This window comes from Sulfuracidifex metallicus DSM 6482 = JCM 9184 (assembly GCA_032834875.1).
Taxonomy (GTDB): Archaea; Thermoproteota; Thermoprotei_A; order Sulfolobales; family Sulfolobaceae; genus Sulfuracidifex; species Sulfuracidifex metallicus.
Genome location: CP135238.1, coordinates 162,967 through 175,939 on the forward strand (window position 1 = coordinate 162,967; position 12,973 = coordinate 175,939).

A 12,973-nucleotide genomic window follows, 5' to 3' on the forward strand; every position below is an offset into this window, starting at 1 on the left:
AAACTATCTTACCTTTTTTAGCTGTGAAATACATTTCATTAGAGTATCTTTCTTAATACACGTAGAACTTGAATTAACTGGGCTTAAATCAATGAACCTATTTCTTATAAATTCGTTGTCATTTTCTTTCAACTTGCCTATAAGTTCATTTATATTTTCACCTTGCCTAAAAGCTAAAAGAGCATGACGATAATAGCCTAAGCTTTCTTCCTTAAATTCCTCCTTAACTTTTTCTAGCTTCCATGGAACCCATAAATCATCGTCGTCTAGAAAACAAATAACATCACCTTCTGTATAGGATAAAGCGTTGACAATATCAGCACCTTGATTCTGTTCATTAGAAAATACAGTTTTTACACCTAGATTTTTTAAAATGTTATCGTATTCTGAGAAATTCTTTGCAACAATTACCTCATATTCATCTCTTGGTAGTGTTTGGTTTAAGGCAGAGTTAACAGCCTCAAGTAAAAACTCCCTCCTATTATGAGCAGTAATAATAACTGAAATAAAAGGCACAAAAAGAGTAAGAAAAAAGAAGAATAAAAGGTTTTATAATAATTTTTAACCTTATTTTAGCTCATTACATTTCGTGGCTAATATAACATTTGTAATGTGGGGATTAGGAGGAGCTGGCGGTGAACTAATAATCTACAGGATTGCGGATCAGCTAGCTAAAGAAGGACATACTGTAAATTTAGTCAGTTTAGTGGGATGGAATTATTCTGGTTATAATCCTACAAGATATGCTAATGTGTTTACTCAAAGGAAATTTTTACGTCCTCTCTTTTCAATACAATTTCTTTTAGAATCTAATAGGCGCTTTAAGAGATTTAGCTGGGCTACAACCCAGTTTTATGAAATGAATATGAGAATATTAGCAAATCTTGTTAAGAAAGTAAAGAGTGATATAGTAATTGCTACATCATGGTATACTATATTACCAACTGTAAGAGCTGGTGGAAAATATGTATTTGTACAAGATTCAATTGACGCTTATTTCATTTATGATCAATGGAAAGAGGTCAAAAAATATATATCAAAAGCATTTTCCTCTGATCTTACTTTTCTAAGCATTTCGAATTACACTGATAATATAATTAAGCAATTTAATAGTAAGGAAAAAATATTGCGAGTAGGAATATTTATTCCGGATGAGTTCTTTAACACTAGGTTAGTTAAACCATCACAGAGGAAAAGAATAATAATGACTATAGCCCGTATAGCTCCTACAAAAGGTTTTGATACGTTTGTAAAAGCTATGAATGAAATCTATAGAAAGAGAAAAGATTTTGAAATACACATAGTTAACTCAGACAACTTCAATCTTGGGGATCTTGGCTTTAAATATATAGAGCATCCTAGACTTTCTTGGACAGAATTGGCAAATTTATATGCATCATCTTATATTTTCGTTTATACATCAAGGTTGGAAAGTTTCGGACTTCCGCCAGTAGAAGCTATGGCTTGCGGTACTCCGGTAGTCATGACAAGGACTGAGGGGTCTAAAGATTACGGAATACATAATCATAATTCCCTAATCGCTGACGTTGATGATTACAAAAAGATAGCTGAATATGTGGAGTACTTGCTGGATAATCCGTCAGAGGCTGATAGGCTTTCTTTAGGTACAATAGAAACCGCTAAGAAATTCAAGTTTGAGGAGTTTATGAAGAGATTTAAAAAGCGATAGGTTTATAATAATTTAAATACTGCGTGACAACCAATTATTTGATTAAATTGAGGGTTAGAATTTTATTAGAGACGAGACAGAGAGGAGTTTACGCTACTACTTTACTAATGTACGAGTTTCTAAAGGAGAAAGGAATAGACGTGGAAATGTATACTTCTTTTCCCTCCAACTTTAATGTATTACCTTCTCCTCCTAAAAGTAAGATATTCGGAGAAGAGACGATGCTTAATAGTCCATCTTACTCAAAGAGGGTTCTCAACGAGATTAACCCAGAAAAAGGTTCAATACTTCACATAGCTAACGCTTGGCACGGTATAATACCTTTAGCCGAAAAGAGAGGAGTAAAGACTGTAATAACAATACAGTATTGGTGGCCAACCTGTTACTTTAATTCAATGACTTGTAATGACTGTGATTGTAAAACAGTGGGTAAGGTGAGTAAAGCTATAAGTAGTAAGAAAAGCAAATCTTTGCTTACGTCAACGCTTGAGGCATTTTACACAATAAGAAAAATGGAAAGGATAAAGAAAAATGTATCTTCTGCCTCAGTAATTTTAGCTTTAAGCAAGGTGGTAAAGGACGTCCTAATATCTAGAGGTTTTCCCGAAGAGAAGATAAGAGTTATTACCATTAGTGCACTTACAAAAAACATAGATTACGTACCGTACACTCCAAATGATAAGTTTTTCACTTTTGCGTACCTTAGTTACCCGGATAGGGAGAAGGGTATATTCAACTTGTTAGAGGCTTTTGCAATAGCTTTAAAGAATAATAATAATTTAAGGCTTAAAGTTCTTGGAGGCCCAGAATCGAAACAAGTGGTTGAGATTGTTAAGGATTTAGAACTAACTAAACATGTAATTCTAACAGAAAGAGTTCCTTATGAAGAGTATGTAAAGAAAATGAGAGAAATTTTAAGTGACGTTGATGTTGTTGTAGTACCGAGTTTAATCATTGAGACGTGGGGTAGAGTTGTAACAGAATCAATGCTTTCTGGTAGACCAGTACTTGTAACTAAGGGTAACGGAGGGTTAGTTGAGCAAGTTACTGACGGCGTTGATGGTTTCCACGTTAATACTTATGGTGTTAAGGAATTTGCTGAAGCACTCTATAAAATATCATTAATTCCGAGGGAGGAGATTAAGAAAATGGGAGAAAAAGCTAGAGCCAACGCTTTAGCAAAGTATAATCCGGATAAGATAATTAACGACATAATAGAGATGTATAAAGAATTAAGCGAATAAATTATTTCGTAAATATAAACTTGAAAATGCCAGAGAATACTGCGCTACCGTTAATTAAAGTCCATATAGGATAAAATAGAATAACACCTAAGGTCACCTTTAAGTTTCTTAACTCTTTATATGAATTCAACGCACTGGTAATAGTTCTATAGAGTATTACTGACCCGCCAATGGCTAAAAGGAATAATGGATGAAAAATTAAGTAAGCTATAGCCCCCAGCAAATAACCTATGACAATTTTCTTAGCTCTGATGACATACTTGTTCTTCTTATAAAAGTTAGGCTGTTCTAATGGAAAAGTGAGTAGCGAGAGTAATATTACAAAGAAAAGAAGAGGATAAAAAGGTAGAAAGAAATTTAATAAGAAGAAAAATACGCTTAGAAAATAAATTAAGTTATCCAAATTGGGCAAATATTTGTACTTCTTCAAAATTATTGCTAAAGGGAATCCGTATTGCAGGCTTTAACCAAATGGGACTTTAGCGATTTTTGATAATAAGAAAGTAAGTGCTCCACATGTACTTTTGGATTTAATACAATCTTATACCCAGTTCTTCTAACCCTTTCAGCAAAATCTATGTCGTGCATACCGTATTTGTATGTATTATCGAGAAAACCGACTTTCTCTATAACTTCTCTTCTGATAACGTCATTATTAAGCCCGCTGTATAGTACTTCCATTATAGGCGAGTTAGGTACTTTATCGTGCCACCCTAGTATGTAAATATAGGAGAATATTTTATCAATCGTACTCCTGAGTTTTTTAACTGGGGTAATAAAAAGCGAAGAAGCTATGCCAATCCTTTCATCTTTTTTGACCGTTTCAAGCATTACTGAAATCCAGTTTCTTTCCCCTAGAATTAGATCGTCGTGTAAAATTAAAATGTATTCTCCTTTAGCTTTACTTATTCCTTCATTTATAGCTCCTGCATGACCTAGTTTTTCCTCATATTTATAGTATCTTATCGGTAAGTGATCTATGTATTTTTTTACAATCTCTTCAGTCTTATCCTTAGAACCGTTATCTATTATGATTATTTCATAATCGTCATGGAAGTCTTGAGCTTTAATACTTTCCAATAGCTCACCAATTGTATCCTCAGCATTGGAAGTAGGAATAACAATTGATAGCATGACATAATAATAGGAATAAGTTCCAGTATATAAAAGAACATTTACGTTCTAAAAATTATGTAAATCTTGTCAACGCTCAAAATCCTTTTTTACTTCTCATCTCAGATACCTTCTTTTTGCCTAAGATTAGCTGTGATTTTTTAATTACCATTTCTAAAGTTCTAATATGATAGCCTAATCCTCCTTGTAATTCAGACGTTTTAACGTAGTTGACTTCAAAGTTTTTATTATATTTAAAAACATCATCTTTTGAACTTATACGAAGACCTATAACATAAATTCCTCTATTACTTAACCTTTTGGCAAGTTCAAATGAATAAACTTCAATTCCATCCTAAGGTTTAACATTACCTGGTAATAGGGTTACTTGCATTAAACTTCATATCTTATTTTAATATTTAAGGTTTTAGGAACCATTTTGTTAAAATCTTATATATTTTTATAATTTTGAAATTCTTCTATATATAATTCTTTAAAAAAATTTGTTAATTATATTTAATAGATTTTTTTCGTAATTCTCTAATGAAAATCTTTCAGAAATGTTTTTCATCTCTTTCATTTCTTTCTCGTTCCAATCTTCCATAGCTCTTTTCACTTTATCCATAGCGTCAGTGAATTCATTAAATGTATATTTTTCTGGAACAAAGTCTATTACACCTCCTTTATTTCTAGTTACAGGAATTAGACCTGCACTCATGCCCTCTACTACTGAAGTACCAAATCCTTCAATATAAGGAGTAGGGTTAAAATAAACCTTAGAAGAAGATAGTAATTTTATTTTAGTAGTTTCATCAATATTAGGATATAGCTGTATATTTTTGGTTTTTTTATTTTTTATTTCGTTAAAATATTCTTGATCTTGTAGATAACCAGCAATAATAAAATTATAATCTTCTAGTTCTTTAGCTATTTTTATTATATTGTCTAATCCCCTATCCCTAGAGAATCTGGATATAGTAATTACGGTATTATCTCTATCTAAGTTATTTATATTTCTAAACCACTCTACATGAACTGGAGGATATAAGATCTCTGCATTTATGTTCCAAAAATATTTAGCTTCTGCTTTTGTCCATCTACTATTTACTAAAACTAATTTCTCTTCTTTCCTTATTTTTTCCATAAAACCTTTTCTTATTAAATATTGAGGAATCAAAATTAGCTTTTCCTTGAAAGGTGATCTTATTCTATAATCTATATTAAATTGATGAAAATATACAATATCAGAAGCTATAGGTTGAATGTCCCCATGCATATTAATACTAAAATCTTTTTCACTATAAAATAGCCTGGAATACAACATCTGTAATGTTATATTAGAAATTTTTAGCAGTAGTTTTATTTTAACATTTTTAAGATCATATCTTTTTAAATAATTAACTATTCTATCAGATACTTTCATTGTAACAAAAGTTACATTATATCCATTTTTTGATAATAAGCCGATAGTATCTATTGTCATAAGTTGTATTCCGCCTAAAACACTAGCGTCAAATAAAATTACGGAAATATCCTTCATTTTTACTCGCCTATTTCTTTATATAAGTCTATTAATTGATTAATAATTTTTTCATTATCAAATTTTTGGAACGCATTATCTCTTGCAATTTCTCCCATTTTTCTTACTTTGTCTCTAGGTATAAGTGAAATCTTATATAATGCTTCACTAAACTCTTTAACGTCATACGTATTTACGTGAAAGCAATCTACACCGTCAGATACTTGTTCTACAAGTCCACCGTTACCTTTAGTAACTATAGTAGGCCCTTCCGGCCAACATTGATTCTATAACTACTCTTCCCCATGTATCAATATATAAATTTGGCACTACCACAAAGTCAACATCATTCAAGATATCTCTAAGAGATTTAAGATACTGATCATAAGGAACTCTATTAGTTAAAATAACATGATCTTCTATTCCTAATTTTTTTACAGTTTTAATAACTTGAGGCGATTCTAGGCCGCCTGGAACTTTTAACCTAATTTTTTCATTCTTTTTAAGAGCTAGCGAAAATGCAGAAAGTAATTGAAATATTCCCTTTTCTCTATCAGGATAACTCAAATATGCAAAAGTAAAATATTCGCCAGGATTATATGGTACATAGTCTCTATGTTAAAAGTCAAAGCGTTTATATTTAATTACCTTTATTTTTTCCTTAGGATAACCTCTATTTATTAAGACGTCTTTAACTACCTTACTTACTGCTATTATAGCAGAAGCGCTTGAAACGTTTTTCTTAATTTTATTCAATTTTCTTATAGCATATAAAGCCTCAGCTGGAGATGTAAGTTTCCTTACTCCACTTTTCTTAAATCTTATGCACCTACTTACCTTTAAAATACTTTTACAATCACAATCATCTTTTTCCATTGGATTAAAATAGCAAGTAGGCCACCAGTATTGTACATTAATAGTAGTCTTAATTCCTCTTTTTTTGCAATTGGTATTATTCCATACCATGCATTAGCTATATGTATAATGGAATTCCTCTCTGGAAAGGGTTCCAGTGCTATTACTCTTTCCTCCCCCTAATTACGAAATATATGGATGAGTCCGCATTTGATGCCCCAACATCTATTACAGTACCTTTAAAGGACTTACCGTAAATTTCTTGTCCAAAGATTTCGACAATGTGAAAAACATCAGCACCTATGTTAGTCCTCACCCATAGGCAAATTTCTCTACAAATGAGAGCCTTATCATAATAAGAGTCCTTACAACTTGCATTTATTATATTAAATCCTAATTGTGCTAAATCAACAAGTACTCAAACTGTTCTTTTCTTACATAATCCTTCTTGACCATTCTTAAGTACGATATTTATTAACTCTTTTTTCTTTAATATATCTAAAATTACATTAATGAAATTTTTATATACTTTATAATAATAAAGAATTCTATTAATTTCTCTCCTTATCTTGCTCATTATAAGTTATTAAAATAGCGTTATATAAAACCTAATATAAAGGATTACTGAAATATATTCTCGTTATTTGAAGAAGATTTTTCACTATTAGGTAGAATTATAGATCTCTTAACTAAATCACTATGTTGAATTATAAGTCCTTCTCGCATTAATTGGATTTCGTCAAAAAGGTAGTTTTTCTATCTTTTAATCTAATTATAATTATTTTATAAAATTTTGATATAAACCATATTAGTGCTTTTATTCGCGAAATAGCTAGGTAATTTTTCTTTCTATGGAATATATCCATAAATATGCTTCCTATGAAATAGAAAAATATCTTATGGATTCTAGGAAGAAGAAATTTATAATTAAAATTTTTAAATACAAAATACAATCTTCTACTTTCTAGATAGTAAGCCAATCTTTTTTCCCTTTCTTTTGAGAGCTTAGAGAAAGATCCATGTTCATGATGAATAACTACAGCAGATGAAAGAAAAACTACTTTTTTACCTTTCTTTACGGCTCTAAGACAAAAATCTGTTTCATCATAACCGTAGAAATATTCATTATCAAACCCATGTAACATATTGAAAACATCTTTACTCATTCCTATAGCAGCACCCTTTGCATAAAGAATATTAGCAGGTGGAATAAAATCAGCTACTATACTTCCTTTAAATAACTCTAATGGATAGCCTAAATCATCTATTATACCTCCAGCCGCGTCAATTCTTCCATCATCCTTTATGAGCTTTAATTGTACTATGAAATCTGGATTTTTGTTAATAAATTCAAAAAACTTTTCTATAGTATCTTCCATTACTTCCGTATCGTTATCTAGAAATAATAGAAATCTACTGCTAGAAATTTCTACCCCCTTATTTCTACAATAAGCTAGTCCTAAATCTCTTTCGATTTTAACGAGTTTAAAATCCCCTAACGTCGTCTCGTTGTCAACAACTATAAGCTCAAAATCTTTATAGGTAGACTTTTTTAAAGATGCCATTAGTCTAGGTAAGTTTTCCTTTTCCTTAACGTTAACTACTATTATACTTAGCGTAACCATTGCTAAAATAGCCCTAATGATTATTTATTAACTCTTTTAATATATCTTTTTTTAATCGCTCTACGTAATGATAAGAGCTCTTCATATCCGAATACTTGATCTCCTAACATCTGTAAAAATATATTGCCTTCTTTACTTATGCCTTTTAAATACTTTCTCTCATTAATTACATATTTTATCTCTCTAAATAATGAGAGAAGTGCCCTTATTTGAGCAATGGTATTTGGCCCCTTAAAAGCTTGAATAAATCTGATAATATATAATGCTGGGAACGTGGTGAGTAATTGGTTTAAATCATAGTAAGTGAGGAGAAGTAACATCTGATTTCTTAATGTTAAATAAGATGTAAATGGCGATGGTAATTTTTTAAACGTGCCATGAGCTTCGTGATATACCTTTGACTTAGGAACCATTAATATCTTATAACCTGCTCTATATAGTCTCCATGATAACTCTGCATCTTCCCAATAAAAGAAATAGTGCTCGTCAAAACCACCTAATCTTGCTATCTCTTCCCTTCTAACTAAGGCTGCTGCTGTGGAAAACCATGGGATTAATCTGGGTTCATCTCCATAAGGCCAGTCTGTGTATAAGCTTTGAACAGCAGCTATCTTTTCATCTTGAGCTATAGTTTCTATTAAAGGATCTAGCCATTCTGGAGGAGTTCTCACATCGTTATCTAAAAAAGCAATGTATTTACTCTTGAAAGTTCTTAATGCAATATTCCTAGCATAAGCAGGTCCATAATTTTCATCTAATGAAATTAACTTTGCTCCCAAAGATTTAACGTATTCTTTACTGTCATCGGTGGAACCATTACTATAACCTCTTTATAAGGATATCTAGTCTCTAAAACCGATGGAAGATATTTCTCTAATAACTCTATTCCATTGTAGTTCAACACTTCTATTGGAATTCCTTCCATTATTATTAACCTCACATTAGGACTTATAAGTTAAAATATTAATGAGAGATTGTATTGAGAGTAGTACAAGTAGCACCATTTTATTATCCTATAATAGGCGGGGTTGAAAAAGTAGTTAAGGAGATTTCTGAATTTCTAGTAAATAAAGGTCATGAGGTTTTCGTAGTTACGTATAATAGAGATAGAAGACATATAACAAATTTTAAACCAGTAGAAGATATAAATGGTGTAAAGGTAATTAGAGTAAAACCTTTATTAATATGGTCTCATGGTAGTTACTCTCCCTCGATACCTAAAATTGTTAAATCATTGAATCCAGATATCGTTCACGTTCATGTATGGAGACATCCTCATGTTTTTCAGTTAAGTGAAATTGGTAGTGTTAAAATTCTACAACCTCATTCACCTTTTTATAATATAGGACAAGTAGGATATATCACTTATATTTACTATAAATTTATAGATAATTTATTAGGTAAGTCTATAATTGGAAAATATAACATTATAAGTATGACTCCATTTGAACAAGAGATTTTGATCAAGAAATTCGGAATGAACTCTAAGTTAATTCCTAATGGGGTTGATGATAAGCTATTTTCTATAAGTTCTAAGGGTGGCGATTTTTATCTTTATATAGGTAGAATCAGTAATGAAAAAAATATTCTAACAATGTTAAGAGCTTATGAAAAATCAAATGTTAAGAGGCCTTTAATCTTAGCTGGACCAGATAATGGATTAGCAAAGGAAGTTATAAAATATATTAGAGTTCACAATATAAATGCAAAATATATAGGGGAGGTTACAGAGGAAGATAAAATAAATTTGTTATCGAGATGTAGGGCCTTAGTTAATCCAAGTCCATATGAAGGTTTTGGTCTTACGTTATTGGAAGCAGAGGCTATAGGTAAACCCACAATAATTGTAGGTCATGGTGGTCAAGAATATGCTGCTCCGCCAGATAAGGCAAGTATAAGGGTAAATAACGATGTAGAAAGTTTATCAGAAGCGTTTATTAGAATGGAAGATGATATTTTATATAAAAAATTATCGGATGGAGCTAAAAGTTGGGCCGAAAATTTTAGACTTAGCAAAATTCTTAACATTTATCTTGAATATTATTTGGAATTAGTAAAAGTTTGAAATTAATTAAATATTATAATAATGATAAAGATATTAGGCAGTAATAATACACATTTTGTTTATAACCTTATTATGCAGCAAGCCATAAAACTTTTTATTTAAATAATGATCTAAAAATAGAGTACAAATGTATAGATTACTTTATATTAATGTAGGAAATCCCGTCATTTCTGGAGAAATTATATCAAGAATTCTTTTTGAATATTCCTCAGAATTAAGCATACTTTCTTCTCCAAAAATTTTGCTCTTAGGAGGAGGAGGTAAAACATTATATGGAGATTTAAAAGTTGTATAAAATTCAGTATCAATTCCTTTTTCCTTTAATTTCTCGTATGCGATTAAAATAGTTGCATAAGTTCCCCTTTGCTGAGTCTCAGTGAGTATCCTTACTTTCGTTATTCTTTATAAGTTATCACAGAATTAAAAACTTTATAATAGGCTATTTCTAAGTCTTCAGTTATTTTTGAGATACACGTTTAAATATTTCATAATATTTTCTTTAAATGTATTAAAAGAGAAGAACATAGCTCTTTGTTTTGCTTTTTCGCTGTATTCTTTATATGTTTTCTCGTCTTCTATACGTTGTGGATCGCTTCAGAATTATACAAAAATTTTTAAGTAATTATACAAAGTATTACCTATAGAAAAGAGGAACACTAGGAATTAAAGCAAGTACGACGAGAACGTGGTAACTAGATACAAGCTAATGTTCCCCTTCTACGTCTTCTAACACTGGTGGGAATTACTCCAGGAGGAGAATAGGTACGCGAAAACAAAGTACAAGGCGCCAAAGGTGTTTTGGGGCAAATAATCTTAGGTAAAAAGAAGGTATCTGAGATGAGAAGTAAAAAGAGATTTTGAGCGTTGACCGTACTTACATAATTTTTAGAACGTAAATGTTCCTTTATATACTGGAACTTATTCCTATTATTATGTCATGCTTTCTCTTATCTATTTCAATTTCATAGTGAACTCTATCTAATTCATTGTTTAGATTATTATTATTTTCATCTATCAATTCTCTTGAATTATGAATAGTTACTATGTCTCTCCTTTTTTCAAATATTTTATTTATATATTCAATTTTATCTTTATGAAACATATCGTCGTCCTCAAGGAAATATACAATATCGATATCATCTCCTAAAGCCTTAATTGCCTCAAAAATTTTCTTTCCTAATTGCGGATAGTCTGCCTCAATTACAGTTGTATTTATAGAGCTGCTCAACATTTTTGGATTATCAGCCACTATTATTATCTGATCCGGTTTGACTGTTTAAGATAAAACTGAATTTAACGCTTCATTAATATACTTATACCTCTTGTAAACGATAATTATTACTGCCGACTTCACAAGTATAGCTTAAATTACTAGTAAATATTTTTTGAGAAAGGGATTACCAAAGTCCTTATACGTTTACTGTTATAGAACTATAGCGTAAACTATACTAACGACAGCTATATCGTGATTTAAAGATAGTTTGTCCTTATCAAGTGCAATACTAAATCAAATCTTCTAGCTCAGCGGTCAATAAAAAGTAGAAATGATGTATTTAAATTATAAAAATAAACTCCATAACAATTGAAGCTTATATATTTCTATAGTAAATCAATAATTAATACTATTTTATCATAATATTTTATAGTTTAATTTATTTCTTTTAAAGCTTTCTCAAAATTCTCTACTGTTTTTGCCCATGTAAATTTTTTGGCAGTCTCTAGTCCATTCTCTATCATTCTCTCCCTCAGTTTATCATCTTGAATCACTTTTAGTAAGTTATCTGACAATGATTTAACATCACCAGGTTGTGAAATTAACGCATTAAAACCATCTATAGCATAATCCCTAGAACCCTTATTATCAGTCATAACTACTGGAGTTCCGCAAGCCATAGCCTCTAGAGGCGGTAAACCGAAACTTTCAGCATAAGATGTATGGAGAAAAACGTCCGAGGACGAATAAAGTTTGGCAAGGACTTCGTCTGATACGTTAGAAAATACTGAGTATTCAAAGTCAAATCCTATAGTCTTTGAATAATGCCTAACAAGACTTTTACCTCCAACAAAAACTACATGAATAGGAACCTTTTTATTAACGTTCCTTAAGACTTCTAGTGCTACTTCGTCACCTTTAACCCTAGACCCCCTTAATATTACCATAATTCTCTTCTTTTGATTTTGGCTATTCGCTTTTCTTGGTCTAAAAATGTTCAAATCAATTCCAGGATGTGCTATGGTAACTTTCGCTGTGGGATTATTTTCCACAATTAGTTGTTTAGCATAAGAAGAGACTGTTATAAAAGAGAATGGTAATTTTAACGAGTGATAAAACATGTTTAAGCCTAACTTTCCTTCATTTCCTTCTACCAGTTCTGGAAAGTCTTGCATCAAATAAAATGGGTTTTTATTTTGTGAAAACCAAACTGAGAACGCTGTCAAGTAATAAGTCGCAACAGTAACGTCTGAGTCAAAGCTTCTGATTAACTCAGCTAATTAAATAACAATGTCCGGTCTTACACCGAGTTTAGACGAAATTAAAAGAAAAGTATCATAAGGTTTCATCTTAGCACTTCGTAGGGTAACGTATCTATAAAACTTGTAAAAAGCGTATACTATCGAACTAAACGTGTTTAAGTTTAATGGCTTATAAATAACTTCTGCCCTTAAATTCTTGAACCAACTATGATCTCCGGCTAAAGCTGCTACTATTTTCACATCATGACCTTTATCCTTTAACCCGTTAGCTACTTCAAAGATGTATCTAACTCCGCCGGCTAATCCCGTGCGATTTAATGCGAACAAAATTTTCATAAATTAATCTATTGATAGTGTAATAAAAAATTTATTAACCGCTTATATATT

14 protein-coding genes and 2 pseudogenes are annotated in these 12,973 nt (G+C 31.0%); 4 read left to right on the forward strand and 12 right to left on the reverse strand.

Annotated elements, in window-relative coordinates; translation table 11 throughout:
* Positions 1–3: 3 nt before the first annotated feature.
* Positions 4–516 carry a glycosyltransferase family 2 protein gene (locus RQ359_RS01035; RefSeq protein ID WP_338116949.1) on the reverse strand — a complete coding sequence of 171 codons (513 nt, stop codon included), beginning with the start codon at positions 514–516 and terminating at the stop codon, positions 4–6.
* A gap of 73 nt (positions 517–589) precedes the next feature.
* Between RQ359_RS01035 and RQ359_RS01040 the strand changes: the two genes are divergently transcribed.
* The gene (locus RQ359_RS01040) at positions 590–1,690 is read left to right on the forward strand and encodes a glycosyltransferase family 4 protein (RefSeq protein WP_338116948.1); all 1,101 of its coding nucleotides are present in this window, start codon (positions 590–592) and stop codon (positions 1,688–1,690) included.
* Between the two features lie 23 nt (positions 1,691–1,713).
* A complete protein-coding gene (locus RQ359_RS01045; protein ID WP_338116947.1) occupies positions 1,714–2,934 on the forward strand; it encodes a glycosyltransferase family 4 protein in 1,221 nt (406 codons plus the stop codon).
* 438 nt (positions 2,935–3,372) lie between these two features.
* Here RQ359_RS01045 and RQ359_RS01050 read toward each other — a convergent pair whose 3' ends face one another.
* From RQ359_RS01050 to RQ359_RS01085, 8 genes and pseudogenes are all read right to left on the reverse strand, one after another.
* Positions 3,373–4,014, reverse strand: coding sequence for a glycosyltransferase family 2 protein (locus RQ359_RS01050; RefSeq protein WP_457921228.1), 642 nt, complete (start codon positions 4,012–4,014; stop codon positions 3,373–3,375).
* A gap of 526 nt (positions 4,015–4,540) precedes the next feature.
* Entirely contained in the window at positions 4,541–5,587 is a 1,047-nt protein-coding gene (locus tag RQ359_RS01055) for a glycosyltransferase family 4 protein (protein ID WP_156016280.1), read from the reverse strand.
* Between the two features lie 228 nt (positions 5,588–5,815).
* Positions 5,816–6,133: a glycosyltransferase gene (locus RQ359_RS01060; protein WP_457921229.1), complete on the reverse strand. Its 318-nt coding sequence runs from the start codon at positions 6,131–6,133 to the stop codon at positions 5,816–5,818.
* Positions 6,134–6,184: 51 nt separating this feature from the next.
* Positions 6,185–6,532, reverse strand: coding sequence for a hypothetical protein (locus tag RQ359_RS01065; RefSeq protein WP_240899993.1), 348 nt, complete (start codon positions 6,530–6,532; stop codon positions 6,185–6,187).
* 52 nt (positions 6,533–6,584) lie between these two features.
* Positions 6,585–6,737 carry a hypothetical protein gene (locus tag RQ359_RS01070; protein WP_156016279.1) on the reverse strand — a complete coding sequence of 51 codons (153 nt, stop codon included), beginning with the start codon at positions 6,735–6,737 and terminating at the stop codon, positions 6,585–6,587.
* A 102-nt stretch (positions 6,738–6,839) separates the two neighbouring features.
* Positions 6,840–6,998 (reverse strand): hypothetical protein, encoded by a 159-nt coding sequence (locus RQ359_RS01075; protein WP_156016278.1) that lies wholly within the window; start codon positions 6,996–6,998, stop codon positions 6,840–6,842.
* 148 nt (positions 6,999–7,146) lie between these two features.
* A complete protein-coding gene (locus RQ359_RS01080) occupies positions 7,147–8,046 on the reverse strand; it encodes a glycosyltransferase family 2 protein (RefSeq protein WP_240899991.1) in 900 nt (299 codons plus the stop codon).
* A 20-nt stretch (positions 8,047–8,066) separates the two neighbouring features.
* Positions 8,067–8,971: pseudogene (locus RQ359_RS01085) on the reverse strand (glycosyltransferase family 2 protein).
* Positions 8,972–9,025: 54 nt separating this feature from the next.
* Between RQ359_RS01085 and RQ359_RS01090 the strand changes: the two are divergent.
* Both RQ359_RS01090 and RQ359_RS01095 read left to right on the forward strand, forming a co-directional pair.
* Positions 9,026–10,111 (forward strand): glycosyltransferase family 4 protein, encoded by a 1,086-nt coding sequence (locus tag RQ359_RS01090; protein WP_156016277.1) that lies wholly within the window; start codon positions 9,026–9,028, stop codon positions 10,109–10,111.
* A 685-nt stretch (positions 10,112–10,796) separates the two neighbouring features.
* Positions 10,797–10,910 (forward strand): annotated as a pseudogene (locus RQ359_RS01095) (IS5/IS1182 family transposase); the annotation flags it as partial.
* A gap of 105 nt (positions 10,911–11,015) precedes the next feature.
* Here the strand turns inward: RQ359_RS01095 and RQ359_RS01100 are convergent.
* The 3 genes from RQ359_RS01100 to RQ359_RS01110 form a co-directional block, all read right to left on the reverse strand.
* Positions 11,016–11,360: a hypothetical protein gene (locus RQ359_RS01100; protein ID WP_240899986.1), complete on the reverse strand. Its 345-nt coding sequence runs from the start codon at positions 11,358–11,360 to the stop codon at positions 11,016–11,018.
* A gap of 398 nt (positions 11,361–11,758) precedes the next feature.
* Positions 11,759–12,499: a glycosyltransferase family 4 protein gene (locus tag RQ359_RS01105; protein ID WP_240899984.1), complete on the reverse strand. Its 741-nt coding sequence runs from the start codon at positions 12,497–12,499 to the stop codon at positions 11,759–11,761.
* 105 nt (positions 12,500–12,604) lie between these two features.
* Positions 12,605–12,922: a hypothetical protein gene (locus tag RQ359_RS01110; protein ID WP_054837988.1), complete on the reverse strand. Its 318-nt coding sequence runs from the start codon at positions 12,920–12,922 to the stop codon at positions 12,605–12,607.
* Positions 12,923–12,973 lie beyond the last annotated feature (51 nt).

Coding starts and splice junctions, on each gene's coding strand:
- RQ359_RS01055 (WP_156016280.1), bottom strand. CDS start 5,587: ATGAAGGATATTTCCGTAATTTTATTTGACGCTAGTGTTTTAGGCGGA.
- RQ359_RS01065 (WP_240899993.1), bottom strand. CDS start 6,532: ATGGTATGGAATAATACCAATTGCAAAAAAAGAGGAATTAAGACTACT.
- RQ359_RS01075 (WP_156016278.1), bottom strand. CDS start 6,998: ATGAGCAAGATAAGGAGAGAAATTAATAGAATTCTTTATTATTATAAA.
- RQ359_RS01080 (WP_240899991.1), bottom strand. CDS start 8,046: ATGGTTACGCTAAGTATAATAGTAGTTAACGTTAAGGAAAAGGAAAAC.
- RQ359_RS01105 (WP_240899984.1), bottom strand. CDS start 12,499: ATGCAAGACTTTCCAGAACTGGTAGAAGGAAATGAAGGAAAGTTAGGC.
- RQ359_RS01110 (WP_054837988.1), bottom strand. CDS start 12,922: ATGAAAATTTTGTTCGCATTAAATCGCACGGGATTAGCCGGCGGAGTT.